This is a genomic window from Aurantimonas aggregata, assembly GCF_010500835.1.
Lineage (GTDB): Bacteria > Pseudomonadota > Alphaproteobacteria > Rhizobiales > Rhizobiaceae > Aurantimonas > Aurantimonas aggregata.
In genome coordinates, this window is record NZ_JAAAMJ010000020.1 from 45,585 (window position 1) to 70,200 (window position 24,616).

Genomic DNA, 24,616 nt, shown 5'->3' on the forward strand with positions numbered 1-24,616 from the left:
CGCGCAATGGCCCAGATCAGCTATGCCCTCATCACGACGGTTGGCGCGCAGAAGATCGCGGCAGCCCTCGCTGCCGAGACGTCCATCAATCTCGTCTCGATTGCCATCGGCTCCGGCGCCACCGCGCCGTCTGGCGGTGAGACCGCCCTCTACAGCGAGGTCGCCCGGAAGTCGATTTCCGGGCAGGGCGTCGTGGCTGGCGCGCTCAATACGCTCTATGCCGATATCTATCTGGCGGCGGCGGATGGTCCTTACACCATCACCGAGGCCGGGCTTTTCGACGACACCGGCGCGCTGATCGCCATTGCCCGGGTCAATCCGGCGATCAACAAGCCGATCCCTTCCAGCGGCCAGGTCGTCGAGGGAACGCTGCGCATCCAGATCCAGGTCGCCAACGCGACCGCGGTCGCGATCACCGTCGACCCCTCGATGGCGGTCGCGCTGCAGCGGCTCTCGGTGCTGCCGTGGATCCCGGTCATCTCGGTGACGACGGCGGCGCCGCCGGCCTCGCCGGCGATCGGCGACACCTATGTCATCCCGACCGGCGCCACCGGATCCTGGGCAGGGCATGCCAACAAGGTTGCCGAGTTCACGTCCGCCGGCTGGGCACTGATCACGCCGCGCAACGGCGTCGGCGTCGGCCTGCCCGACGGTCGCGTCTTCATGCGGCTGTCCGGCGTCTTCACCGAGCTGGTGGCCAGTGAGACCAGGAAGGGTTTGGTCGAGCTGGCGACGCGGGCCGAGGCGCTTGCCGGGGCCTCGCAGGCCCTAGGGGTCCATCCGCTCGGCCTCACCGATGCCCGGCGCAAGATGGAATATGTCACTGCGGGCGGTACCGCCAACGCGCTGACGGTCACGCTGGACCCGGCACCGACCGAACTCTACATCGGCATGTCTCTGCGGGTGAGGGTGACGGCTCAGAATACCGGCGCCGTGACGCTGAACGTCAACGGTCTTGGCGCTCAGAACGTCAGCAACTCGAACGCGCCGTTCACCCTTCAGTCAGGTGCTATCCCGCCGACGGCCATCCTTGAACTGGTCTATGCCGGCGGCTCAGGCTGGTTTGTGATCGGGGGCCTACAGGCCACCGCGAACTCTCTCGGCGACGTCAAGCTGGCGTCCAACACCGATGCGCAGACCGGCATGGATGCTGAGAAGGCGCTGACGCCCGCAGCTCTCTCGAGCCGGACCGCGACGGAAACGCGAACCGGCCTTGTCGAGCTGGCGACAGCCGCCGAAGTGGTCGCCGGCACCGACGCGAGTCGCGGGATCACGCCCGCCTCGCTTCTGGCAAGAACGGCGACCGAGACCCGCATCGGTCTTGTCGAGCTGGCGACGCCGGCTGAAACGGCCGCGATGGCGGATCTCGGCCGGGCCGTCACCCCGGGCGGCCTGAAGGAGCAAGTCCGGAAGATCGCAAAGGGGCTGATGATCGTCTACGGCCCCGGCACACACGTATGGGTCTGCCCGGATGACGTGACGCTTGTCCGCGTTTACGGCCGGGGCGGCGGCGGCGGCGGCGGCGGCTGCAGCAACGCGTCGTGGGCTGCCTCCGGCGGCAGCGGTGCCGCCTATTTCGACGGCGTCTATCCCGTCGTGCCGGGGACGAGCTACGCGATCGTCGTGGGCGCGGCGGGCGCCGCGGCGCCCGCCGGCTCCCCAGGTGGCAATGGCGGCCTCACGTCCTTCGCATCCTTTGCGTCTGCGCCGGGCGGTATCGGCGCGCCGGCGGGTTCCGGTTCGCCCAACTCGACGGTGGGGCCGGGCTTCGCCTCGGGTGGTCAGGTGAACATGCAGGGCGGTGTCGGTGGCACCGGCACGCTCGGCGGCCCCCAGGGCGGCGTCGGCGGCGGCAGCTTCAACATCTCTGCGGTCAACCTCCCGCCCATCGGCGGAGGCGGCGGCATCGGTGGCCTCTATCCCGGTCTCGGCGGCAACGGTGCCGGCGGCGTCAACACGGGCGGGGCCGGCGGCCCGGGCCAGCTCATTCTGGAGTATTGATCGATGAAGATCGCTTACGTCGTCAACGATATGATCGTCGACTTCCTCGTGCCGCCGGAGGGGTTCGCGCTCGAGGATAGTTTCCATGCCGACATCATCGCGGCTTCGGAAGAGGTGCCCGATGAAGCCAGGCAGGGCTGGACCCGGCTGGACGGCCTCTTCGTCCCGCCCGCTGCCGCGTCCGATGAGCTGTCGCCGGAGGCGGCTCTTGCCCATGCCGCCGATCGGCGCTGGCGCACCGAGACTGCCGGCACCGTCTGGAACGGCTGGGATCTGCCGACGGACGAACGCAGCCAGGCAAAATACATGGCCGAGCTGCAGGCCGTCGGACTCGACGTGCGTGATGATCCCAGCCCCTGGAAGTTCCCGCATGGTTTCGAGCTGGTGACGAATGCCCAGGTGCAGGAGATGGCGGTCGCGGCGCGCCTGCACGTTCTCGCTTGTTTTCAGCGGGAAGGCGAAGTGCAGGCGGCGATCGTCTCCGGTGCCGTGGTCACGGCCGCCGCGATCGACGACGCTTTCGCCGACGTGATGGCGCCGTGGCAGCCCGATGCCCCGTCCGGCGATTGACCACTGCACGCTCTGGCCAGACCGCCTGGGCGACGTCGACTGGTCGGCATGCTGTGCCGCGCATGATCTCGCCTACGGGCTCGGCGGCGACCGCCTCGAGGCAGATATCGAGATGGCGCTCTGCGTCGCGTCGATTGTCGGATGGCCGATGGCGGCAGTGATGCTCGCCGGCGTCGCGGCCTTCGGCTGGATCTTCCACCGCCGGCAGCGCTGAACCTGCCGCCACACGAAACTAAGGGCTCGCCAATCGGGGGGCCCTTTTCTTTGCCTGGTCATCAATCTGAAAGGAGCGCCCAATGTCGGCCCCCATCTTCGGCATGCAGTTTTCCCGTCCCATGGACGAGCCGGTACCGGTTCTCGGCGCCGACTTCTCCCGCGCGCTTCTGATCGAGACGTCAGAGGATGCCGACGAGGTCATCTTCCCGCTCGGCCAGGCCGTGCGGTTCTCCACCAGCGATCCGGTCTATATCGCCGCGCTCGGCACCGGGCCGCTCGCCGATGCGGTTGCCGGCATCGGCGCCCAGCTCACCGGCGTCAATCGCGGCGCCGACGTCACGGTGGTGCGCGTCGCCGAGGGCCTCGACGTTCCGGCGACCGCCGCCAACATCGTTGCCGCGCTTGCCGATGTCGCCTCGATCCCGTCGGAGACCAACAGCACGCCGCGGCTGATCTGGGCGGGCCGCACCGCCTGGCGCGCCGATCCCCAGACGACCAATCCGGTTGTCGCGGCTCTGCCGATCGCCGCCGAGACGCTCCTGGCGATTGCGGTCGTCGACGTCGACCCGACGTCGGCGGCGCTGGCGATCGACGATCGCGAGACCATGGCCTCGCAGCGGCTGATCCCGGTCGGCATCGCAGCCCGCGTCTACGAGGGCACCGAGATCGTCACCCGGCCGATGGGCCCGCGGGTGCTCGGCCTGTTCATGCGCATCGACAACGAAAACGAGGGGCGGCCCTTCGACCCGATCGCCAACCAGCAGATCTACGGTCTGGCGGGCCTGTCGCGGAAGCTGCCGTTCTCGCTGCTCGACGGTTCGACCGAGGGGCAGATGATGCTCGAGGCGAATGTCTCGATCGTCGCCTCCGGCGAGGTCAATGTCGACGGCGCGGTCGCCGATGGCGGCTTCGTCTTCATCGGTATCGACAACACCGACACCGGCGAGCTGTGGCAGCAGATCCACCAGGTGCGCGGCGCCGACTACATCACGGTGAAGCTCATCCAGATCACCCGGCAGTTCCTCGGCCGCAAGATCACCGCCGACCTGGTCGAGGCCTATATCAACTCGATCCTGTTCATGCTCCGCGACCACAAGGCGGCGGACGACATCCTCGGCTACAACAAGGATGTCTTCATCCCCGACCAGAACTCGCCGGAGCAGATCCGGCTCGGCCGCATCAAGCTCGATCTCGGCATCGAGCCGGCGCCGGTGTTCAAGCGCGCCGACACCGACATTCGCCGGTATCGCCCGGCGGTCGAGGGCCTGGTCGCCGAGATCGTTTCCCGCCTCAACACCGTCGCCTGAAGGAGAACAGATCCATGGCACAGCAGCCCCTTCTCATGCTCACGGCGGTCGACATTCGTCGTGCCACCGAAACCGGAACGTCGCGCGCGACCACGATCGCGACGCTCACCATCCCGCCGGTCAACTTCGTCACCAGCGAGCACTCGCCTGGTGGCGGCGTCGGCGCGGTGAACTTCACCCAGCCGCGCATCGAGGCGCTCGAGCCGACCTTCTCGGCCAAGGGCATCGACCGGGAAGTCTTCCGCGGCATGGGCGTCGTCGACCGCTGGACGTTTGCGGCCGCGTATCGCGACAAGAAGACCAACCGCGACATTCCCGCGCGCGGCATCATCGAGGGCGCGGTCACGTCGTGGGAGCCGGATGAGAGCGACCCCGCCGAAATGCAGGGCTCGAACTACGCCTTCAACGAGGTGACCCATTTCGAGTTCGTGCTGGACGGCGAGGAGCTGATCTATTTCGACTTCTGGGAGCGGGTGATCCGCCGCAACGGCGATGATCTGTTCGCCGGCGTACGCTCGGCACTGGGGGCCTGACCGATGGCGGACAAGCAGAAGTCCGTCACCGTCGATCTCGACTTTCCCGTCACCTTCGACGGGCGCGAAATCGGCTCTCTCACCTTCCGCCGGATGAAGGCGAAGGACGCTTTGGTGGCCGAGGACGAGCCGAACAAGGCGCGGGCTGGCTACCTGATGTTCGCCGCGCTTGCCGGGGTCGACGTCGCGGTGACTGAGGAGCTCGACATCGAGGACATCGAGAAGGTCGGGGAGGCGATCGTTCCCCTGATGGGAAAGTCGGCAAGGGCGGCGATGGAGAAGGCGAAGGCGACGGCGTAGCGTTCCAGTGGCGGGATCTGATCACGTCGATCGCCCGCCACCTGAACACGTCTATCGATGCCGTCGAGGAATGGGACATCGACAAGCTGGTGGCATACCAACGGTCGCTCGGGCGGGTGCTTAAGGCTGAGGCGCCGAAGGGCCGGCGAGGTTAGCTCTGAAAGCCGCTGAGAATGTCGGGTATGGACACGGGTTCACCTGTCCATGGCCGTACGGCAACTTTGCTGCCGTCCACTGCGCTGATGGCCTCATCAGGCATATACTGCTTGGCCTTGCCATTGACCGGGTGCACGACCGGTCGATCCCCATCAGCGGTAACAGCAAAAAGTCCGCCGAAGCTGTCGTCCAAGACGGGATGACAATACACAAACTGGTTGCCGCCGATGTCCTGCGAGTTGCAGACGACCGCATTCCAGCGCCCTGCCTTTACCAAATGAAGCTCGATCGCGTCACGCCCCTCTGAGAGAGCATCTGCCCAAGCTGGTGCGGAGACAAGAAGCGCGATGGCGATGATTATCGACTTGAACATGAACCTCTCCTGTTTTTCCGCAGGGTAAGTGCTCAGCACTGAGCGTCAAGGATTTCGCATGGCCACGCTCACTTCCCAGTTGATCCTCAGTCTGATCGACCGGGTGACTGCCCCCGCGCGCGGCATCGCCGGCGCCGTCGACAATCTGCAGGGGCGCCTAGCGGCGAACAACCGCCAGATGGACGCCATGCGTGGCCGCATGGTCGAGGCGGTGGCTGTAGCCGGGACACTCGCCTACGCCATTGGCGGCCCCATCCGGGCGGCAATGGAATTTGAAAGTGCCATGGCCGACGTCCGCAAGGTCGTCGATTTCCCTACGCCTACCGCCTTCAAGGAGATGGGCGCTGACATCATTGAGATGTCGACACGGTTGCCCATCGCGGCCGAGGGCATTGCAGCCATCGTCGCGGAGGCGGGGCAGTCGGATATCGCGCGTGAGGAGCTTCTGGGTTTCGCAGAGATCGCGTCGAAAGTCTCCGTCGCGTGGGATATGGCGGCCGGAGATACCGGCAAGGCCCTGGCAGAGATCAAGACGCAACTTTCGTTGTCCGTCGCGGGCACGTCCGAGTTGGCGGACGTGATCAACCACCTGTCGAACACATCGGCATCGGCCGCACCGGACCTCGTGGAGTACATGAAGCGGATTGCCTCTGTCGGCGAGATGGGCGGCTTCACGTCCGCCCAGACGGCCGCGCTCGGCTCGGCGATGATCGCGTCCGGCGCCGAAGCGGAGGTGGCCGCGACATCGTTCCGCAACGTCGTCAAGATGATGTCGAGAGGCAATTCGGCAGCGAAGAGTCAGGTTGCGGCTTTCCGTGACCTCGGCATGCACGAAGCCGACGTTGCCAAGGCCTTCGGCAAGGATCCAGTCGCCGCGCTGCGCGAAGTCCTCGTAGCCTTGTCTAAGATCGAAGATCCGGCCAAGCGCATGACGACGGCGTTCGGTGCCTTCGGCGAGGAAGCGCGCGGGTTCATGCCGCTGATCGCCAACATCGAGCTGTATGACAAGGCGTTGGCCGCTGTATCACGTCGGTCCGACTACCTCGGGTCTTCACAGCGGGAATACGAGGAGCGTGCAAAGACCTCAGCGAACGCGATGCAGCTTTTCGCGAACAAAGCTACGGCTGCAGGCATCGCTATAGGCTCGGCGCTCCTTCCGGCGCTTAATGGCGTTATGGACGCTCTCGGCCCGCTAGCGCTTGCCATCGCCCGCTTCGCCGACGCCAACCCCCGCCTGACGTCGACGGTGGTCGCATTGACCGCCGGTCTTGTCGCCCTGCGGGTCGCGTCGCTGGCAGCGCAATTCAGCTTCTTCTGGATGCGCGGGGCATATCTCGCCACGGCAATAGCCGGCCTGAAGGGCATCGGCGGCGCGCTCGGCGCCGTGACGGCGGCGGCCAGCCTGTTCGGTCGCCGGAGTCGTGCGGCGGGGCAGGCAGCCTTCACCGGATTCTCGATGGCGGCGCGATCGGCGGACAAGGCTGCGGCGGCAAGCGCCGCATCGGCGCGGATGATTGCCGGCATGTCCGGCGTTGGCAATGCCGCGGCATCCACGCGCATGATTGCAGGCATGACCGCTGCGTCCGGTGCTCTTGTGCCCGCAGCGGCTGGTGTCACGGGAGCACTGGCGGGCGTCTTCACGGCATTCGTCGCGGGCCTCGCCGGCATCACGGCGCCGGTATGGCTTCTCGTCGGCGGCATCGTTCTGGCAGTCGCCGGCATCGCGGCGTCGGTCTATAAATACTGGGTGCCAATCTCGGAGTTCTTTTCCGGGTTTGCATCTGTCATCGGCGAAGCTCTGAGCGGCGCCATCTCCGCGATCAGCGACTTCGGGTCTCAGTTGGCATCCGCAGTCGGGTCGTGGGCAAAAGAGAAACTGATCGACTTTGGTGTGTGGCTTGGCTTCGATGAGGCCGGCATGCGCGCTGGGTTCGACGCGGCCAAAGCCGTTATATCTGCAGGCATCTCCGACATGATCGCAATGGTCAAGGCCATACCGGGTCAGATCGGTAACTGGTTCGGCGACCTGTTCGAGATGAACCAGTATTCGGAACATGCGACCGCCGAGTTCCGAAGCGCTGGCGAGCGCATGGCGCAGGCGCTTGTTGGTGCCCTGGCTGGCCTGCCAGGCAAAATCGTCGCGGCAATCGGATCGACCGATCTGGCGGGTATCGCCAGCGGTCTGGTCGCAGATATCAAAACGATCCCTGGACGGATCACGGCCGCCCTCGCGAATATTGACATGGCAGCGCCATTCCGAACCGCCTTCCAGACGCTGGGGGCGATCCCGGTTCCGGGTTTTGATGACCTGATAGCGATACCTGGACGGATTGCGTCGGCGTTCGCAAATATGGACATGGCGGCGCCGGTTCGGGTCGCCTTCGATGCGATGCAGAATATCATCGCGGAGATCGTCTCCTTCTTCACCAACCTGACGATCCCGGCGCCGAGCTTCGAGAACGTCGTCGCCGCGTTCAGCGCTCTGGTAGCGGGCATTCGAAAGGCTGTCACCGCGATCGAGGGGCTGGTCAGGCGCGCCAGCAGAGCCGTCTCATCCATCGGAGCGTTCGGATCGACCGCGGCCGGGGCAGGATCGGCCAACGCCAATCCGCTGCAGCCGATCATGCCCGGCGACGTGCCTGCCATTGACGCCGCGCGCGCCGCCGGCGGCGCGATTGCCGGCGGCCGCACCTATCTCGTCGGAGAGGAGGGTCCGGAGCTGATCACGCCAAACCGAAGCGGCTTCGTGCATCCCGCCGACGAGACCGCTGGCATGATGGTGCCGCGCGGGCGGGGCGGTGGCGGTGCGTCGACCGGATATGCCGGCACGCCGGTGATCAATCTCGGCGGCATCACGATCAATCCCGGCCCCGGCATGGATGAAGCCGCGCTTGCCGAAAAGACCGCGCGGGCGATCGACAAGGCCATCAGGGACGCCTTCTCCGGCGGCCACTGGAACGGCGGATACAGGGTGGCCTGATGCTCTATTCGATCGGTACCGTCGATCTGGACACGCGGCCTTTCAGCGTCGAGACGGTCGAGCGCTCGGCCTCGGCCGACTTCGCCGTCAAGCCGCTGATCGGCACGCTGCCCGGCCGCGAATTCATGGGTGAAGGCGAGGACCGGCTCACCGTGTCGGGGCAGCTGCTGCCCTCGAAGATCGGTGGCTTGACCCAGCTCGAGGCGCTGCACTCGTTCCGCCGCGCCGGGCAGCGTCTGCCGGTCATGCGCGGCGACGGCAGAATGCTCGGCTGGTTCGTCATCGAGGAAATCCGCGAAAGCCACAGCAATCTGATGCGGGATGGCGTCGGCTTCACGGTCGGCCATTCGGTAACGATGGCGCGGACGTCGCCGGAAGGCGCCAGCGCCAGCATCATCGGCGCGCTGTTGTCGATCTTCGGTGCCATCGGGAGATGAAAATGGCCAGGCCGATATTGGTGCGCGGCGAGTCGATCCTGCTCGACCAGCTTCTGACCGCAGAGTTCGGACCGGTCCGGGCACGCGAGACGATGATCGCGGCGCTCGATCTGAACCCGGGGCTGGCCGAGCACGGCGCCGTCATCCCCGTGGGGACAACGGTGCTCATTCCCGACCCACCGTCGGCGGCGCCATCGGCCCGCCGCGTCGTCTCACTATTCGGATAGGTCATGGCCTGGAAAGTCGCCTGGAGCGTCCTGATCGACGGGCAGGACGTCACCGCGAACATGCGGCCGTTCCTCACCGATATCAGCGTCTCGGACAAGGATGGCACGGCGAGCGACAGCTGCTCGCTCAGCTTCGATGATTCCGGCGGCCAGGCGCTGCTGCCGCAAGACGGCGCGCGGGTGATCATCGCCCTTGAAGGCGCGCAGATCTTCGAGGGCACGGTCGACAGCGTCCGATCCGCGGGCTCGCGCGGCGGCGGTCGCATGCTGTCCGTGACCGCCAAGGGCTTCGACGCGAAGGGCAAGGTGAAGGACGGCCAGCGCTGGCACATGGACGACGCCACGCTGCAGGAGGCACTCGGCAAGGCCGCTGAGATGGGCGGCCTCGCCGGGGTGGTTTTAGACCCGGCCTTCGCGGCGATCCGGCGGCCATACTGGAGCCCTGACGGCGAGACCTTTCTTGGCTGGGGGCAGAAGCTGGCGCGCGAGCTGGGCGCGACGTTCAAGATCCGCGGCGACCGCGCCGTGCTGGCAAAGCGCGGTCAGGGTCTCAGCGCCGCCGGCGGCGCGATGCCAACCGTCCTGGCGCGCATCCCGGGCAACGTCATCTCCTGGGAGATCTCGCCGGTCGCCAATCGCGGCCGCTACAAGCGCGCGACGGTGCGGTTCTTCGACCGGGAGAACGCGACGTTCCGGACCGAGGAGGTGACGGTCGAGGGCGTCGAGGGCGTCGAGGCGTCGGACGCGGTGCAGACCGATGCGGCTGATGCCGACCAGGCGAAGGGAATTGCTGAAGCCCGCGGCCGCGAAAGCGAGCGCGAGGGCGGCGGCGGCACGATCGAGATGGATCTTGCCGTCGAGGCGCAGGCCGAAGGCACGGTGATCCTCGCCGGCGCCCGCCCGGGCATCGACGGCACCTACCGCATCGTCGGCGTGACCCACAAGGCGACGCGCTCTGGGGGCGCCACGACCAGCCTCGAAATCAAGCAGCCGACGGGCGAGGCCGGAAAGGACGGCCGCGCCGCATCCGGCGCGCCGCCGGCGAGCGTGCCGGTCCCGACGCCGGCGCCGCGATAGCGTCGTGGCTTCCACCATCCACCCGGCCGCATCAAGCGGCCGTTTTCTTGAGCCCGTCCCGGTCCGCCGTGGCGGGCTTTCTCGTTGATGGAGATCCGTCATGGATATCAGTCCCGCCGGCGCGACGTTCGTCGGCCATCATGAGGGGTTCGTCCCTCGCTACTATCTCGACCCGGTCGGGGTCGGGACGATCGGTACCGGTTTTACCTGGGCGTCCTCGGCGCTCCGGACCTGGTGGGGGAAGAACCGTCCCAGCCAGAAGTTCGGGCCGGGCGCCACGATGACCCGGGCCGAAGCGGCCGAGGTGCTTATCCTGCTGATGCGGGAGGAGTACGGGGCCGCGGTGAACCGCTTCCTCGGCAAGGCGGTCGCGCAGCACGTCTTCGACGCGATGGCGTCCGTCACCTTCAACTGCGGCGCCGGCACGCTGTCGGATCGCTGGGCGGCCGCCGCCAAGCGCGGCGACATGAAGGACGCAGCCGATCTCCTGAAGACCACGCGGGTGACGGCGAAGGGCAAGCGCCTGGCGGGTCTCTTCTCGCGCCGGCTGGACGAGTCCGAGCTGATCGAGCAGGCCGATTACACGATCGGGCGTCCGGAGGCGGACCCGATGGCCGACGGCATGCTGGTGCGCGGCGAGCAGGGGGAGGCGGTGCGGCAGCTGCAGCTCGATCTGCAGGCGGTCGGCATCTACGCCGACGGCGTCGCGGACGGGATCTTCGGCTACGGCACCGAGGCGGCGGTGATGGAGTTCCAGCGCTCGGTCGGGCTCAAGGATGACGGCTATGCCGGACCCGCGACGCTCGCCGCTTTGAAGGGCGTGGAGCCGGCCCAGCCGATCGTCGTGCCGGAAAAGCCGGCACCGCTGCCGGTCCCTATTGCGCCGACGCCTGTCGAGCCGGCACCGGGCGCGCCGCTCACTGCCATCCAGTACCTCACCATCATCGAGGCCGCGACCGACGGCCTTCGCCAGCACTACGGAGCCTGACCCATGTCGAAATGGATTCCCGATCGCAAGGTGTGGACTGGCGGCCTGTTCGCCGTCCTCGCCTTCCTGGCTGTGCTGGCGCTCAACACATGGGCCGGCACCGACATCCCGATCGAAGCGGGCGCCTTCATTGCACTCGGCATCGGCAAGGCGCTGGAATACATCCTGCCGCCGTCGGTGCTCGACATCATCAAGCGGGTCAACAACGACATCGTGGCGATCGCCGCCGCGTCACCGGAATCGAAGGTGAGCCCGGAGGTCGGCCCCGTCGCGGCAAGGGCGGCTCAGTCCGACGACGCCTTCGAGGTGATCATGAAGCGGATGGGCCGGTGAGCACGTTCCGCTGCACCTTCTGGGGCGTCGTCGCCGGCGTGGCGGTTATCGCCTTGCTGGCGCTGAGCGCGTCGCCGGTGTGACCCATGCCGAATTCGCCAGCGGTGCGCCGCTCCACTGCACAAATCAAGCCCGGGACCGAGCAGCGCAACATGACCCCTGATATCCAGGAATATCTGGAAGCCATCCCAGTCCTCCTGATGGTCGGCTCCGCTATAGCTGCCGTCGTCGCATGGCTCATCAACCGACGTGACAAGCAACGGGCGTCGCAGCTGTCGGCGTCCGAGCTGGCCCGCGAGAAGGCAGAGAAGGCCCGCATTCAGGAACGGCAGGACCACATCGACGAACTTCGTGCTGCCGAGGCCTCACGCGAGGCCGAGCGCCGTGAGATGCGGGAGGACCGAGAGCAGTTCTACGACAAGCTGATGCACGAGTTGGCCCGCATCACGCAGGCCTATGATGCAATGCGCGAGCGTCACGATGAGGAAATGAAGCGCGGCATCAGCCTGCGGGTTTCGCTGGCCGACGCCGCGCTGCGGGAGAAGGATCTCCAAGCCACGATCATCGAACTTACCAAAGAGGTGAAGAAGCTGCAGGGCGTCATCGCTGACATGGAACGGCGGCTGGAAGCTCGAGAGGCGAAGACTGATGCGCGGGACGCCGAGGAAGACCGGGGGCACGAAGCGTAGGATTGACCGCCTCCCACACCGCTGTCATGCCAAAGCCGCCGTCCTTCGCCAGGGCGGCGGCTTTTCGTTTCTCGGGTGATGCTCGACCTCGTGTTCGACGCAAGGCTCCGGCTGGGTGAGGGCCGCTTTGCAAGCGTTCGAGCCCAAGCCGGAAAATTCGGTTTGGAAGGTCCCCCGGTATTACCGGCTGAATCTTGGGAACCTGCAATCTAAGCTTGACACTAAATTAGAGAAATCCAATACAGACTGTAGGAAATGTCTTTAAATAATCGGAGAGGATTATGGATCAGCTCGAGAGCCTCGGCAGCAATGAGCTGCTGATGGAATTGACCGCCGAAGTTGTCGCCGCTTATGTCAGCAATAACTCGTTGCCTGTGTCGGAGCTGCCGGACCTGATCTCTAACGTGTACGGCGCTTTCAATCAGACTTTTATTGCGCCGGAGCAGGTGCCTTTGGCCGAGAAGCCGATGCCTGCGGTGCCGGTCAAAAAGTCAATTTACGGCGACTTCATCATCTGCCTCGATGACGGTAAGAAGTTCAAGTCGCTTAAACGCCATCTGATGACACACCATGGTCTGACCCCCGAGGAGTATCGGGAGAAGTGGGGCCTGCCCACGCATTACCCAATGGTCGCCCCGAACTACGCGGCCGCGCGTTCACGTATCGCCAAGCAGCTTGGCCTCGGCCGAAAGCCCCGCCGCTAGTCCACCGCACCTCGACGCGATTCCACAGCCGCCGTCCCATTACTGGGGCGACGGCTTTTGTCGTTCAGGCGCCGGCCTACTGCGGCCAAACCGGCATCGATGGTCAGCGACGCCTGGAACACCGGCTTGTCAGCCTGATCGCGCACGCTGATGCTGATCACGTGATGATCTCCAGCCGGCACCGCGTCGCAGGCCATCCGGGGAAGGGCATCGATGGCAGCTTCGCGGACCGCTGCCAGGTTCCCGCACTCAACGCCTTCGTCGTCAGGGACGCTGAGCCCATTGTCGTTGATGTCGAAATAATAACGGGCCATGCGATTCTCCGGGAGACTTTCCCTTCCCGGCCTGAGCCGACCGAAATCTCTTTCGCTGCCTAGCGTCAGTGAGATCTGAGTAAAGATCGTCAGCTTGTGCTGCCCGTATCTGTGGCTGCCACCGCACTTCACGGCGACTTCACGGGAACGTTCCCCACCAGCAGCCATTGCAGCTTCAGTTATCACTGGAGAAATCAAATGCGACGCAATCCCCTGTACGCAGCAACTCTCACCGCGGGGCTCCTCTCCGCCACCGGAACTGCCGCTCTCGCTCAGGCCACAGCGCCAGATACTGAAACAGTGCAGCCAATTACGACTCAGAACGAAGACGACGGCTTCGATCTTGGCTGGCTGGGGCTCATCGGCCTTTTGGGCCTGGCCGGTCTGGCTGGGCGCAAGCGGAACACGCATATCGAGACGGTGAACCGCCCGATCGATCCGGCAAATCGCCCGCGCGTGTAAGCGCCACCTGCACATCTACATCGCCGTCATGCCTCAGCCGCCGTCCCTTCACCGGGGCGGCGGCTTCTTCGCGTTCAGCCCTTCGGGCGGATATCGCGACACAAAGTTGTCGCGGACCGGTAATATTTCTGCTGGGCCGCGCCTTCCAAGGTCGCATGCGGCGGTCTGCAGGAGGGAATAGTGATCAGTAGAATTCGAGAACAGGTCCGTCTTTCGATATCGCGCTATCGAGACGCCGGGTATTCCGCGATCGACGTTGCAGCGCTGCGGCGGGATGTCATGGAGAGTTCTGCTAGCGGCGAGGACGTGGCCGAAGATACCATCAGCGAGATCATTGTCGAGGAATGCAGCAACCAGGGGATCCCGGTGATCCTCAAAGGAACTGATCTCTCTGTGAGAACCTGACACGGCCGCTGGTCTAGCCTGTCAAAGACTGTATGTTCTCGCCCGCGGCAGCAGCCGCGGATCGGATCATCAATGTTTATCCAGACGCTTGGAGACCTTCTCGATCACGGATTCGCAGTGGACGCGTTTTGCATCACATGCGTCAGGGGCTTCCGGATCGATCTTGATGATCTCGTGGCAAAGCTCGGTCGCGATCATGTGCACCTGGGCATCACCCTTCCAATCACGTGCGAGAGCTGCGGCAACGACGATCTGGTGAGGCTCGTCGGCCGCGAGACCGATTGGCGTGCTTAATACGTCGCCGCCAGCCCGGTCGGCAGAACGTCGCTCCGAGACAAAGACAGCCCGCCGGTTCATCTGATCCGGCGGGCGGTTTTCGCACAGCGATGGCTTGAAGCTGCGCGCCTAGTTGAAGCGGAAAGATGCTTTTGCCCAAACGGTATGAAAATCGAAGTCTTTGTCCGACGAGAAATCGAGCTGGCGTCCGTCCGTAAGAAGCGTGCTTCGCGAGAAATCGTCACTGCCGAGATCGGTATAGAGATATTCGACGCCGAGGCTGAGGTTTTCCGTGACCAGGAAGTCCAACCCGCCGCCCACCGAATACCCGAGGCGCGTATCCGACTCCGAGGCCGCATCGCCGAACATGTTGATCGTGGTGTCGACTTCGCCCACGGCGAGACCACCGGTGGCGTAGGCAAGAATGCTCCCGAAGGCCAAACCTGCGCGCAGTCGCAGCGTGGCGAGGTAGTCCAACTCCTGCTGCGCCGAAACGGTGTCGACACCGTTGGTAAAGCCGAATGATCGCTCGATATCGACGTAAGATATGTCGCCGACAACGCCCAACACCAGTGTGCTGGAACCGACGGAGCCAAACTCCTGATCATAACCAACATGGACACCCCCAACGAAGCCGTCGTCCTCTTCGGCAAAGCGGGAATAGCCGAGATCCTCGGCTCGGACGGTCCGGGGCGGGACTGCCGGAACGGCTGCTATCGCAGGCCTTCCTGGCGTTGCGGGTATGACGGTTACCGTCGTAGCGGTGCCAGCACCTTCGGTGCCACCGACATCAACGTCTGCAGGAGCGCCCAAGGCCACTACGGCATCTCGAAGCTCATCGCGGCTGAGACCATCTGCAACTACCTGCCCGTTGACGCTCAAGGTACAGGCGGGGGTCGCTGCATCTACGCCGCAGCCGTAGGAGTACGCGACCGGGGTGCCCACAGCAATTTCGCCCATCGGGGGAATAGCGGCCCGCCCAGGCGCTCCAGGCGTTCCAGGTATGGTGATGAAAAAGTTCTGAACGGAGCTTCCGTCCGTATAGGCATATCCAGCATGACCGCCGACGTAGAGGCCGGTCCAGCCGGAGGCCGGAGCCACGACCGCCACCGGGGCCATTGGCGCAGGAGGCTCTTCGTAAACTATCGCGTCAGCAGCTAGGGCTGGAGCGACGAAGGTGGTGGAGGCGAGAAGCAGGGCAAAACGTCTCATGGCTAATTCCAGGTGGTGTGTCCCTATGGCAGGAACACTGCCCGAGTGCGGCCACATTGTCGCCATCCGAAAGCCGGTGCTGTCACCATTGAATCACATAGGTGCGCCGACGCAACAGATACTTAGCTGACGATCCACGCAAGCTGATCATTGTCCGGGGCCTCAAGCGTGCCGAGTATTCCGGATTACCGTCCTTTAATTCGGACGACATGTTCGTAGTCCCTATTCCCGCCGCGTTCGGTGGTATTTACACTCTCGATCACGCTGGCGGTCGGGCTGGACTGGCGCCCTTCCAGTTCGTCATGCGCCGATCCCTAACGTTCAGACTTATTAAGACCCGAACGCGATAGCGACTGTAAGCGCGACCGCCGAGAGGAAGTTGCGGGCGAGCTTGTCGTAGCGGGTGGCAATGCGTCGGAAGTCCTTCAAGCAGCAAAAGGCAGCCTCGATGCGCCAGCGCCCCTTGTAGCGGGCCTCGTCGTCGGCTTGTAGACGCCGACGCAGCGCGCCGGCGTCGTAGCCCTTGTCGGCAATTATGCTGCGCATCGCTTGCCGCGTCCATCAGCGGCCGGGCCATGGTGCCGGCCGTCAGCCGCAAAATGGCCGGTAACGCCACACCAGGGTTCTTCGTATTTGCCCGCCGCGGAGGGCCGACTGGCGCGAGCCTTGGCCCCTCTTCCGCGGTCGAGATCTGGAGCGGTCGCAAGGCGGCGGAACCCGCAGATTGTGAGCGTGTTCTCCCTCAGAGGGACGTTCGTACGCTTTTACAGTGTTCTAGCTGATCGGAGATTACCGATGACCATAAATCACCTCACCACCGCCCTTGCCTTCGGCGGCTTCCTCGCGTTTTCCAGCTCTGCCCTGGCACAGACCGCGGCCACTGCAACTACTGACCTAAACCTACGCTCCGGCCCTGGTCCGCAATATGAGGTCCTCGGGGCAATCCCAAGCGATGGCAGTGCCACGATCACGGGCTGTTTGGAGGACAGCAAGTGGTGTCAGGTCACCTACGAGGGAACCGAGGGATGGGCCTACTCTGACTACCTGACCGCCGACCTCTCCGGAGAGCGGGTGGTCATTACCGAGCGTCGCGCAGACGTCGGTGTGCCGGTCGCGACTTATGACACAAGTGCCGACGGCGCGGTCGCCGGTGCAACAGGCGGGGCAATTGCAGGGGCAATAGTCGGCGGGCCTATCGGAGCAGCGGTGGGAGGGGTTGCAGGCGCAGCTCTGGGTGCAGCCGCTGATGTGCCGGAGCCGGCGGTTACCTATGTGAAATCGAACCCGGTGGACCCGATCTACCTTGAAGGCGAAGTAGTGGTCGGAGCCACTCTTCCCGAGACGGTCGAACTGCGGGAAATCCCGGACTATGAATACCGGTACGTCTACGTGAATGGAGTGCCCGTTCTCGTGGAAGCGGAGACTCGGCAGATCGTGCGCATCATCCGCTAACAGTCCAGACGTCCGTGCAGCCCCGTGGCAATCCTGCTGCGGGGCAACGGGCGCCGACCTACCGGCGGTCTGCACTGCACCCGACTACCCCCAACGCTGAAGCCAAGGTCCTGTCATTCCTATATTGCTCCTCCTTATTGCTGTGGTCGTCGGGCTCTGGTTCTTCGGCATTCTCAACATCAACGTCAATGACACAGGCGAGCTACCAAACGTGACGATCGAGGGTGGGCGTGCTCCCGACGTTGATGTGGATATTCAAGTTCCTGATCTCGACGTGACGACTGAGGAGAGGACCGTGACGGTGCCGCAGGTCGAAGTGAATCCTTCGGAGAACTCGCGTGAATAGCTGTGCCGCGATTGGTTCGGCGCGTAAAACTCAGCCATCTCCCGTTTCGGGATATTCTGCTGCTGAATTAACCGACCAGATGGCGTCCAAGAGCTCTTCCTCATCGAACGGCTTCCTGAGGACCGGCACGCCTGTCGGCCGGACTCCCAATGCTGTTAGATCGGCGTGTCCCGTGATGGATCGCCGGAAAGTCGGATTTGAGATTGTGGGCGAACCGCACGATCTCGACCCCCGAGACCATCGGCATGGCGAAGTCGGTGATCATGAGATCGAACCGATCGGGATTCTTTTCGAGAAGCGTCAGCGCCTCGGCACCGCCGCCGGCACAGACTACCTCGAATTGCCGGTCGCGCAGCAACGCCACCGTCGTCGCCAGCAGGCCGCTCGAATCGTCGACCAGAAGTATCTCGGAAGTGCCCCTGATGGCCGGGGCCTTCGGTTCGGCCGATAGACGGGTGCGCCGTACCTGCCGGCCTTGAACATCCGATCGCGGCAGCCAGAGGCCGATCTGCGTTCCGCGGCCGACGCTGCTCGCATCTTCAGCGTGCCGCCCCGACTGCTTGGCAAAGCCGTAGACGGTAGCCGGCTTCCGTCGCATCCGCTGGGGTTCGAAACGGGAAAGCGTACGTTAGTGCGCGTGCGGTCGGGCTGAGCAGAATTACACGGCAGATACGGGAGGGAGCAAGACGATTGGCGCTCGCGCCGTACGGTGCCGAACTCGTGGTGGCGGAGACCGCACCTATACGTCGGAAGATCGCCACTATCGACTGGCGCGCCGACCACCAGCATGTACATGCGGGGCGAAGCCGTTGGTCGCAGTGTCTCCGATTTCCGACCGCAGATTGATGACTCGGAGGCGCTTTGGATCCGTGCTGGATCCAACGATTGGTTGTTGCGGCCGCTTCGTAATCCGAAGGTGATCTGGACCTTTCGCCGGAACGGATTGGATGTTGAATGATTGTGGTCCTCGACAGGGACGAAGACCATTAGGAAACGATACCATGTTCAAGACCACAGCATCCGCAGCCGTTCTCGTCCTCGCGCTGGCAGGCTCTGCCTTTGCCCAGGGTAACTCCGGCAACGCTGGCGGCGGCGGCAACAACAGCACGTCCGAAGGCCTCGTGACCGTATCTCTGGGCGACGTCGTGCTTCAGGAAATCGCCAACGATCTGAATGTCGAGGTCTCCGACCTGGTAGACGTCACACAGGTTCAGGTTCCGGTGGGCGTGGCGGCAACGGTCTGCGACGTAAACGCCAACGTACTGGCTGAGCAGAAGAAGGCCGGCGACGCGACTTGCGAGGCGACCTCTTCGTCCCAAGCCCTTGCCCAAGCCGTTCAGAAGCAGATTGACGGCTAATTGCGGTAAAGCCGCAGGACTGAACAGGGGCCCCGCCCGGGGCCTCTGTTTTCGTTTCGCTTTGTCTCGCACTTTCATGCTGTTGGCACCAGCCAACTGCGTTGAGCGGGCCGCAACGCAGGGGCCGTGCCGGGCCTAGCGCGCCGTGGCGACGCGATCGCATGAGCGGTCGTCCCGCCCGGATGGGAACCATTCCTGTTCCGATACGCTCCAGCAGTGGGCACCTTCCCGAAGGATGAAGCTGAACCGCTCGAGCGTATGACAGATGGCATCTCGCTCATGTTCTGGCACGCGGGCTCCCTGGCGATCTTTGCCTAGTTTGCAGACGTAACGGGCGTCATGCCACTGCTGGACCAACGGATCGCTTTGGAGGTGCCCAGCCCCAGCCGGAACCGCACCGGTCGCCAGTAACCCTATTCCCATAACCAAACTTTTCAGCACGGCTCTTCCTCCGCCTGACGTCCCTATCCCAAGAGAACGATCGAACGAGCGAGAGGGTCCAAAGGCACTAAAATCATGCAAGGGGATTCCCGCCGGGCGCAGCAGCACGCTTGCGCGTTGACAGCTAGCGTCGTCTCGGCCAGCGGGCCTCGCTGTGGAACAGGCCGACATATCCCGGCTGCAGGTGAACGACTTCCGCGTGATCGTCTGCCTCACAATCTCGCCCCCGCCCGCTGCTACCCTCTCCTGCCGCACTTCTGACAGGTCTTTCACTCGCGGGGACGCCGGGGCGGCCACGACGGTCTCTTTGAAGCGTTGCGCGGCCTTGCGCGGAACTAGTGCGAAGACCAGCATGTTCCAGCGGATGACCTGTGTCACCGTGGAGGTATTTTTATGCGCGCACGCACAGTCGTCGCTTTGACCGCCGCCCTGCTGATCTCAGATGGCGGGCCGACTGAGGCGCAACAACGGTTTGAACGGGAGTTTCGCCTCGGACCATTCCTAGAACGGAACCAACAGGATCGGTCGGATGGGCAAGAGGACCATCGTGACGAGGGCATGATGGTCTGCTCGGCATACGTGGCCGACATCTGGCGTGACACCATTCCAGTTCCTGATTCATGGCGTCCGCGAGATTGCTTTGAGTTCGCGCGAATAATCGGAGCCGCGCAATACAATCTGGGCTGCATATTCGAAAGCGGGCGAGTGCGGTTTAGTCTCGGTCAACCCGGCAGCGTCCAAGCGCGTGAAAGTGGCAGCCTCCCCGAACAGAATTGCGGTTGGAGATCAAGACGACAGCGATGAGCGCTCCGCCTGCTCGACGGCCTCAACCGCCTGTCTATTCCATCACCAAGGACCAGACGGCCATTCTCGAGTTCACCCGCGCCATGCGGGACCGGACGGGCAACATGCCGCCGCTGCCGGGCGTCTTCCCCGACACAACCGCGCCCATCATCCGGTATAGCGAGGACGGCGTGCGGGAACTGACAATGGCGCGCTGGGGCATGCTGTCGCCGAAGTTGCGCTCGAAGGCAAGAAGACCGATCCCGGCGTGACGAACATCCGGCGGACGCACAGCCCGCACTGGCGCCGCTGGCTCGGGCCGGCCAACCGCTGCGTCGTGCCGCTCACGTCGTTCTGCGAATACGACACGATCGACGGCAAGAAGGTGCCGACCTGGTTCGCCCGGGACGAGAGCCGGCCGCTGATGGTCTTCGCCGGGATCTGGACGAACTGGACCAGCGTTCGGAAGGTGAAGGAGGGGAGGTGAACGCCGACCTCTACGGCTTTCTCACAACAGAGCCGAACTCCATCGTCGGGCCGATTCACCCGAAGGCGATGCCGGTGATCCTGACCGAGCCGGAGGAGATCGAGGTCTGGTTGCAGGCGGAGTGGGCAGAGGCGTCGGCGCTGCGGCGGCCGTTGCCGGATGACGTGCTGCAGATCGTTGCCCAGGGGGAGCGGAAGGACGGGGAGGAGGCGAACCAGGCGGAGATCGACACTCGCTGTGTGGCAGCATGGTAGGGTCAGCGGGCCATCCCGGTTATCGCTTCCTGCTTCCGCCACCTCATGACGGACCACTGTCCGCCCCTATCCGGAGCCCCAAGTGCCGTTTCGGTCGTCTCCGCTCGCAGCAATGTCTCGATCTCGCGGGCAGGCAGCGGCCGGCAAAGCAGAAAGCCCTGTAGCTGGTCGCATCCCATTGCGGCCAGGAGGTCCCTTTGCTCGGCCGTCTCGACGCCCTCGGCAGTGGTCTTCATCCCGACGGCTTGTGCAAGGTCGACGATAGCCTGCACGATCGCTTCGTCACCGTTGTCGGTTCCGAACCCCGCAACGAAGCTGCGGTCGATCTTCAGGGCTTCGGCACGGAGATCGTGAAGCCGTCCCAGCGACGAGAAGCCCGTGCCGAAGTCGTCGAGCGCGAACCTGACGCCGAGCCCGCGCAGATACGTGATGTTCTTCTCGCAGACCGTTGCCCTCTCACAGAAGGCGCTTTCGGTGATCTCCAGCTCGAGGCGTTGCGGCGCCATTCCGTTCGCGAGAAGGATCTTCTCGACGCGGGCGCCGTAATGCTCATCGTGCAGCTCGATCATCGAGGCGTTCACCGCCAGGGTGTCGACAGGCCAGGCCCTCGTGTCGGTGCATACCTGCTGGAGGACCCACGCACCCAGCCGGAGAATTAGTCCTGTCTCCTCGGCCACCGGTATGAACACCGCCGGCGAAATCGGCCCCTCGGTAGGGTGATGCCACCGCAACAGGGCCTCGAATCCGGAGATCGTGCCGTCGTTTGCGCGGATGAGCGGCTGATAGTGCACCTCAAGCTCGCCCGGCCGCTCCAGCGCGGCTCGCAGGTTCCGCTCCAGGTTCCGGCGCAGCGTCGCCGCCTGGTCCAGTTGCGGGTCGTACAGCGTATAGCTGCTGCGCCCCGACCGCTTGGAGTGATAGAGGGCGACGTCAGCTTTTCGAAATAGCTCCTCACGATCATCCGACGGGTGCGACGCTCTTGCCGCCCCGACGCTCGCTCCGACAAACACCTGCGTGCCCTCCAGGTCGAAGGGGCGCCTTGTCGTCTCTATAAGGGTTGTGCAGAAATCGGCGACGGCCTGTGAAGACGATAGCGAGCGGGTCAGGACGATGAATTCGTCGCCCCCGACGCGGGCAACCGTATCGGCTTGCGTGGTCAATCTCCTGAGGCGATCGGCAAATTCTCGCAGGAGCTCGTCGCCGGCCGGGTGGCCGAGCGTATCGTTCACCTCCTTGAAGTGATCGAGATCCAGATAGATCAGTGTGAGGTTATCGCCCGTCCGGCGGTCCGCAAGCGCCGCACCGAAGCGTTTGGCGAGCTGTGCGCGATTGGCGAGGCCAGTCAGGAGATCGTGATGGGCGAGATGTCGGACTTCCGCTTCGCTCGAAGACAGATTGATCGACCGGCGGCGGAGCGCGACGAGCAGGCCCGCCAGGACGATCAGACTGGCGATCGCGAGGCCCAGCATGACAGGGCCGACCCGCCACAGCACCGTCGAGCCGGGCCTGAACGGCGTCCACACGAGATATCCGAGGGGCAGGCCGTCGTCCTTGAGAAGCGGGACCAACGCCGAGCCAGGGGGCGCCTCCGCATCCCAGGAAAACCTCAGATCATCGAGAAGATAGTCTCGCTCGAGCCCGGCCGCGAACTCGCCGTCGAGGTAGCGCGCGGCGACGTGCATATACTCCTCACCCGGTACCTGGACGAGGTCGCCCGTATCGGAGACGATTGGCTTGACGCTGAGAATGGCCGGACGGCCATTGATGTTCACGAGATCCGATGCCCCGAGAGTGAGCACGCGATCGGATATACCTTCGGTATCTCCCGACGCCATTCGAGACCGTAACTCCGCCACGAAGAGCTGCGCCTGCGGCCGGACGGCTGCAAACGCCGAGGGATCCTGCTGCGCACCGTCGGCAAAGGCATAGATGGGCCGATCCTCGGGATCGAGAACATAGGCGTGGTCGTGGCCGAAATAGCTGGCCATCCATGAACCCAGATTGACGTCGATCCACTCCGCGCCACCGGGGTTTTTCACTTCCGTAACGGCGTCGTCCCAGACCGTTACGCTCTCCTGATCATGAGCGATCTTCGACCGGATCTCAGCGACCACCACATCGACCAACATGTGCTGGCGGTCGATCGAGACACGGTCCGATTCCGAGGCCGACCACCACAGCATTGCCGCCGCAATGCCATTCAGGAGCAATGCCACAGCCAGCATTGGCAGCATAATCTTGAGGAAGAACAGGCCTCGGCTTGGCTGCGCAAAATTATCGATCATGAGGTGTCCGTACGGCGCCGTCTTGACCAGCGCTATCTGAAGAAGCTGTTTCTCGCTTCATGATTGAAAGCAGTCGTGCCACTTGTAGCATGGCGGAGCGAACCCCGTCTCTGATTGAGCGGCCGGTCCTGCTCAGACCTCCTGGATCAAAGCTCAGAGCGGCTACCAGAGGAGGCTTATCTCCCCGCAAACGCAGTGGATGTCCCGGAGGGAATCCCCCCTTTCCCCGACTCACGGCTTGGGGGGCGGAAGGACGGGGGGGAGGTGTTCCAAGGGGCTAGCCAAGTGGAATTCCGCAGCAGCGGCGGTGCCGAAGACTACTGCAACGTTGCCGTAGTCGTACCCGCAGCCGATGTACCCGGTTCGCCTTGCTGATGGATGACTACGCGATTGCGCCCTGTCCCCTTCGCCCGGTAAAGTGCTGCATCCGCCTGACGCTGAAGCAATTCCGACGAAATCTCATCGGTATCCGGAGTCGAGACGGCAATCCCGATGCTGAGGGTAACATGACACGAGACGCGAGACGTGGGGTTTGGAAGAGCGGCGGCCTCGACACTCCGGCGAATGTGTTCCGCCATCGCTAAAGCACCGTCCTCTCCCGTTGCAGGAAGTAGCACAAAAAATTCTTCACCGCCGTAGCGCGCCACTTGGTCCTGTTCTCTTTTCAGGCAGTCTTTGATGATGCTGGCTACTCTAATCAAGCAGCGATCGCCTTCAGCATGACCAAGATGATCGTTCAAGTACTTGAAGTCATCAATGTCGCACATCAGCATGGCGGCGCCATCGGAGCATGATCGTCTGTCGTTCCAGAGTCTGCCCACCATCTCGGTCATCCAGCGCCGGTTAGCGAGCCCGGTCAGCGGATCCGTTCTCGTCAGCCGCTCAAGCCGGTCATTCGCCTCAGCTAGCTCCGCGACGCGTCCTTTGTCTCGAAGTTCCAGAAGGAATGCCTTCTGAGCCAGGATCGTCATGGTTCGACGCGCTACGATCGTTGCGACCATTCCGCTCGCGAAGAACAGAGCACCGTCCACGGCATGCCACATGCCGATCCCAGGGTTCTTAAGCTGAAAAACAAAGTAGATACTTAGGGACAAGACTGCGATCGACGCCGTCCACAGCAAAGGAATGCTAAAGATGATGATGGCAGTTATTGCCACGAACAGCATTATGTTCAGATAGCGCTCATGAAATTCGCCTCCGGCACTCAAACCGACTAGTGCGATGGAGAGCAGGATCAGGAATAGGCCCAGAATGAGGGAGGCGCCCTCGACCCAAGGGCCGCGGGGCCTCCGCCAGACCAATATGACGGCGACCGCGACAGGCGGGACGATGCTGCCGGGTAGGAGCATGGCTTGCGCCACCGAGCTCGGAACCAGCACCATATTAAGTGCGAGCGTCAACACATCTAGAATTGCCACCCATATCATCCATGAGCGGATGATCTTGGCAGTCTGTGACCACGTACGCTCCCAAAACAGGGAGAGAAGCTCGCCGCTCAGGCGGATGTCACGAGTTCGCCTCCCGAGAAGTCTCTCGACCTCTGCCATGATCTCAGGCTTTTCCGCCTGGATTTTCATCCACGCAGATATTTTAGACGGGCGGGCCGAAACTGCATTCTCCTGAATGATCATCTGAGCAGTGTATCGGATT

The 24,616-nt window shown here is 63.8% G+C and carries 27 protein-coding genes and 3 pseudogenes; 21 read left to right on the top strand and 9 right to left on the bottom strand.

Annotated features, from left to right (window positions below; translation table 11 throughout):
* Positions 1–6: 6 nt before the first annotated feature.
* From GTW51_RS24385 to GTW51_RS19120, 6 genes are all read left to right on the top strand, one after another.
* Positions 7–2,001: a phage tail-collar fiber domain-containing protein gene (locus GTW51_RS24385; RefSeq protein WP_163045654.1), complete on the top strand. Its 1,995-nt coding sequence runs from the start codon at positions 7–9 to the stop codon at positions 1,999–2,001.
* Positions 2,002–2,004: 3 nt separating this feature from the next.
* On the top strand, positions 2,005–2,571 hold the full coding sequence (locus tag GTW51_RS19100; protein WP_163045655.1) for a DUF4376 domain-containing protein: 567 nt from the start codon (positions 2,005–2,007) through the stop codon (positions 2,569–2,571).
* Positions 2,552–2,785, top strand: a complete 234-nt coding sequence (locus tag GTW51_RS19105) for a hypothetical protein (RefSeq protein WP_163045656.1) — start codon at positions 2,552–2,554, stop codon at positions 2,783–2,785. Before GTW51_RS19100 ends, GTW51_RS19105 begins: the two co-directional genes overlap by 20 nt.
* An 82-nt stretch (positions 2,786–2,867) precedes the next feature.
* The gene (locus GTW51_RS19110; protein ID WP_163045657.1) at positions 2,868–4,094 is read left to right on the top strand and encodes a phage tail sheath protein; all 1,227 of its coding nucleotides are present in this window, start codon (positions 2,868–2,870) and stop codon (positions 4,092–4,094) included.
* 14 nt (positions 4,095–4,108) lie between these two features.
* The gene (locus tag GTW51_RS19115) at positions 4,109–4,627 is read left to right on the top strand and encodes a phage major tail tube protein (protein ID WP_163045658.1); all 519 of its coding nucleotides are present in this window, start codon (positions 4,109–4,111) and stop codon (positions 4,625–4,627) included.
* A gap of 3 nt (positions 4,628–4,630) precedes the next feature.
* A complete protein-coding gene (locus GTW51_RS19120) occupies positions 4,631–4,927 on the top strand; it encodes a phage tail assembly protein (protein ID WP_163045659.1) in 297 nt (98 codons plus the stop codon).
* Between the two features lie 151 nt (positions 4,928–5,078).
* On the opposite strand, the gene GTW51_RS19125 is transcribed toward GTW51_RS19120, so the two are convergent.
* Positions 5,079–5,456, bottom strand: coding sequence for a hypothetical protein (locus GTW51_RS19125; RefSeq protein WP_163045660.1), 378 nt, complete (start codon positions 5,454–5,456; stop codon positions 5,079–5,081).
* Between the two features lie 58 nt (positions 5,457–5,514).
* On the opposite strand from GTW51_RS19125, the gene GTW51_RS19130 reads away from it, so the two are divergent.
* The 8 genes from GTW51_RS19130 to GTW51_RS19165 all read left to right on the top strand — a co-directional run bounded on the left by GTW51_RS19130 (position 5,515) and on the right by GTW51_RS19165 (position 12,891).
* Positions 5,515–8,436: a phage tail tape measure protein gene (locus GTW51_RS19130; protein ID WP_163045661.1), complete on the top strand. Its 2,922-nt coding sequence runs from the start codon at positions 5,515–5,517 to the stop codon at positions 8,434–8,436.
* Positions 8,436–8,873 carry a phage tail protein gene (locus GTW51_RS19135; protein ID WP_163045662.1) on the top strand — a complete coding sequence of 146 codons (438 nt, stop codon included), beginning with the start codon at positions 8,436–8,438 and terminating at the stop codon, positions 8,871–8,873. Before GTW51_RS19130 ends, GTW51_RS19135 begins: the two co-directional genes overlap by 1 nt.
* 2 nt (positions 8,874–8,875) lie before the next feature.
* Positions 8,876–9,100 (top strand): tail protein X, encoded by a 225-nt coding sequence (locus GTW51_RS19140; protein ID WP_163045663.1) that lies wholly within the window; start codon positions 8,876–8,878, stop codon positions 9,098–9,100.
* Between the two features lie 3 nt (positions 9,101–9,103).
* Positions 9,104–10,177, top strand: a complete 1,074-nt coding sequence (locus GTW51_RS19145; RefSeq protein WP_163045664.1) for a phage late control D family protein — start codon at positions 9,104–9,106, stop codon at positions 10,175–10,177.
* Positions 10,178–10,277: 100 nt separating this feature from the next.
* Complete coding sequence (locus tag GTW51_RS19150) at positions 10,278–11,165, top strand: glycoside hydrolase family protein (protein ID WP_246233272.1); 888 nt, start codon at positions 10,278–10,280, stop codon at positions 11,163–11,165.
* Positions 11,166–11,168: 3 nt separating this feature from the next.
* The gene (locus GTW51_RS19155; RefSeq protein ID WP_163045665.1) at positions 11,169–11,498 is read left to right on the top strand and encodes a hypothetical protein; all 330 of its coding nucleotides are present in this window, start codon (positions 11,169–11,171) and stop codon (positions 11,496–11,498) included.
* An 86-nt stretch (positions 11,499–11,584) separates the two neighbouring features.
* Positions 11,585–12,187, top strand: a complete 603-nt coding sequence (locus GTW51_RS19160) for a hypothetical protein (protein ID WP_163045666.1) — start codon at positions 11,585–11,587, stop codon at positions 12,185–12,187.
* Between the two features lie 281 nt (positions 12,188–12,468).
* A complete protein-coding gene (locus tag GTW51_RS19165; protein ID WP_163045667.1) occupies positions 12,469–12,891 on the top strand; it encodes a Ros/MucR family transcriptional regulator in 423 nt (140 codons plus the stop codon).
* Here GTW51_RS19165 and GTW51_RS19170 read toward each other — a convergent pair.
* Complete coding sequence (locus GTW51_RS19170) at positions 12,888–13,205, bottom strand: DUF6894 family protein (protein ID WP_163045668.1); 318 nt, start codon at positions 13,203–13,205, stop codon at positions 12,888–12,890. The two genes, GTW51_RS19165 and GTW51_RS19170, sit on opposite strands and share 4 nt — an antisense overlap.
* Before the next feature lie 198 nt (positions 13,206–13,403).
* Here GTW51_RS19170 and GTW51_RS19175 point away from each other — a divergent pair, with 198 nt between their 5' ends.
* Together GTW51_RS19175 and GTW51_RS19180 are read left to right on the top strand one after the other, a co-directional pair.
* A complete protein-coding gene (locus tag GTW51_RS19175) occupies positions 13,404–13,667 on the top strand; it encodes a WGxxGxxG family protein (protein WP_163045669.1) in 264 nt (87 codons plus the stop codon).
* Positions 13,668–13,847: 180 nt separating this feature from the next.
* On the top strand, positions 13,848–14,072 hold the full coding sequence (locus tag GTW51_RS19180; RefSeq protein ID WP_163045670.1) for a hypothetical protein: 225 nt from the start codon (positions 13,848–13,850) through the stop codon (positions 14,070–14,072).
* Positions 14,073–14,141: 69 nt separating this feature from the next.
* Here GTW51_RS19180 and GTW51_RS19185 read toward each other — a convergent pair whose 3' ends face one another.
* From GTW51_RS19185 to GTW51_RS19195, 4 genes and pseudogenes are all read right to left on the bottom strand, one after another.
* Positions 14,142–14,429 carry a hypothetical protein gene (locus GTW51_RS19185; RefSeq protein ID WP_163045671.1) on the bottom strand — a complete coding sequence of 96 codons (288 nt, stop codon included), beginning with the start codon at positions 14,427–14,429 and terminating at the stop codon, positions 14,142–14,144.
* A gap of 48 nt (positions 14,430–14,477) precedes the next feature.
* Entirely contained in the window at positions 14,478–15,560 is a 1,083-nt protein-coding gene (locus GTW51_RS19190) for an outer membrane protein (RefSeq protein WP_163045672.1), read from the bottom strand.
* Positions 15,561–15,748: 188 nt separating this feature from the next.
* Positions 15,749–15,859 (bottom strand): annotated as a pseudogene (locus tag GTW51_RS24055) (IS5/IS1182 family transposase); the annotation flags it as partial.
* Between the two features lie 31 nt (positions 15,860–15,890).
* Positions 15,891–16,103, bottom strand: a pseudogene (locus GTW51_RS19195) (transposase); the annotation flags it as partial.
* A 252-nt stretch (positions 16,104–16,355) separates the two neighbouring features.
* Between GTW51_RS19195 and GTW51_RS19200 the strand changes: the two are divergent.
* Positions 16,356–17,012, top strand: a complete 657-nt coding sequence (locus GTW51_RS19200; RefSeq protein ID WP_163045673.1) for a DUF1236 domain-containing protein — start codon at positions 16,356–16,358, stop codon at positions 17,010–17,012.
* A gap of 124 nt (positions 17,013–17,136) precedes the next feature.
* On the top strand, positions 17,137–17,358 hold the full coding sequence (locus GTW51_RS19205) for a hypothetical protein (protein ID WP_203566184.1): 222 nt from the start codon (positions 17,137–17,139) through the stop codon (positions 17,356–17,358).
* A 100-nt stretch (positions 17,359–17,458) separates the two neighbouring features.
* Here the strand turns inward: GTW51_RS19205 and GTW51_RS19210 are convergent, their stop codons facing one another.
* Complete coding sequence (locus GTW51_RS19210) at positions 17,459–17,956, bottom strand: response regulator (RefSeq protein ID WP_163045674.1); 498 nt, start codon at positions 17,954–17,956, stop codon at positions 17,459–17,461.
* Between the two features lie 111 nt (positions 17,957–18,067).
* Here GTW51_RS19210 and GTW51_RS24645 point away from each other — a divergent pair, with 111 nt between their 5' ends.
* The 3 genes and pseudogenes from GTW51_RS24645 (at position 18,068) to GTW51_RS19225 (ending at position 20,681) form a co-directional block, all read left to right on the top strand.
* A complete protein-coding gene (locus GTW51_RS24645; RefSeq protein ID WP_425483290.1) occupies positions 18,068–18,316 on the top strand; it encodes a glucan biosynthesis protein in 249 nt (82 codons plus the stop codon).
* A gap of 43 nt (positions 18,317–18,359) precedes the next feature.
* Entirely contained in the window at positions 18,360–18,716 is a 357-nt protein-coding gene (locus GTW51_RS19220) for a hypothetical protein (RefSeq protein WP_163045676.1), read from the top strand.
* Positions 18,717–19,957: 1,241 nt separating this feature from the next.
* Positions 19,958–20,681: pseudogene (locus tag GTW51_RS19225) on the top strand (SOS response-associated peptidase).
* A 2-nt stretch (positions 20,682–20,683) separates the two neighbouring features.
* Here the strand turns inward: GTW51_RS19225 and GTW51_RS19230 are convergent.
* Together GTW51_RS19230 and GTW51_RS19235 are read right to left on the bottom strand one after the other, a co-directional pair.
* Entirely contained in the window at positions 20,684–22,966 is a 2,283-nt protein-coding gene (locus tag GTW51_RS19230) for a putative bifunctional diguanylate cyclase/phosphodiesterase (RefSeq protein WP_163045677.1), read from the bottom strand.
* A 317-nt stretch (positions 22,967–23,283) separates the two neighbouring features.
* Positions 23,284–24,597, bottom strand: coding sequence for a GGDEF domain-containing protein (locus tag GTW51_RS19235; RefSeq protein WP_163045678.1), 1,314 nt, complete (start codon positions 24,595–24,597; stop codon positions 23,284–23,286).
* Positions 24,598–24,616 lie beyond the last annotated feature (19 nt).